The organism is Rubrivivax gelatinosus, assembly GCF_016583785.1.
GTDB classification, from domain to species: domain Bacteria; phylum Pseudomonadota; class Gammaproteobacteria; order Burkholderiales; family Burkholderiaceae_C; genus Rubrivivax; species Rubrivivax gelatinosus_B.
The window spans coordinates 1-687 of record NZ_NRRU01000234.1 but is presented as its reverse complement, the minus strand read 5'-3'; the positions used below and the strand labels follow the sequence as shown (position 1 = coordinate 687).

1 protein-coding gene is annotated in these 687 nt (G+C 71.2%); it reads right to left on the bottom strand.

The features are described from left to right. Nucleotides 1-114: 114 nt before the first annotated feature. A partial coding sequence (gene flgH / locus CKO43_RS25565; protein WP_200380428.1) for a flagellar basal body L-ring protein FlgH occupies nucleotides 115-687 on the bottom strand: 573 nt, incomplete at its 5' end.

Genomic DNA, 687 nt, shown 5'->3' with positions numbered 1-687 from the left:
GCCGCTGCGCAGCCTGGTGCACGTCGAAGGCGTGCGCGAGAACCAGCTCGTCGGCTACGGCGGTGGCGGCCAGCGCCAGCAGGCAGGCGGCGGTTCGGGCTCGGATCGTCATGGTCAGAACGGCATCCAGGGGCTGTTGAAGAAGCGCGACAGCCAGCCGGCGTTGTTCGCGTCGGCGAGATCTCCGCGGCCGGAATAGACGATGCGTGCGTTGGCGATGCGCTGCGAGGACACGCGGTTGTCGGTGTCGATGTCGGCGGCGCGCACGTAGCCGGCCAGGCGCACGAACTCCTCGCCCTGGTTCAGGTACAGCGACTTCTCGCCGGCCACGCGCAGCAGGCCGTTGCCCATCACCTCGTGCACGACGACGGTGATCGAGCCGCTGAGCGCGTTCTGCTGGGTGCTGGTCGCGCTGCCGCTGAACGAACGGTCGGCGCCGAGCTCGATGCCGGTCTTCTTCGACTTGCCGCCGATGACCAGCGGCGACACCGAGACGCTGCTGTCCTTGGCGTACTGGGTGTCGGCGGTCTTGCTCGCCTGCGTCGTCTCGTCCAGGCCGACGGTGAGCACGTCGCCGACGCGGAAGGCGCGCGTGTCGCTGTGCAGCGTCCAGGCGGCGTCGGCGACGAAGACGCCGCCGCCCTGGCCGCGCGCGCGCACCGCCGCCGGCAGCGGGTCGGCGCTGGG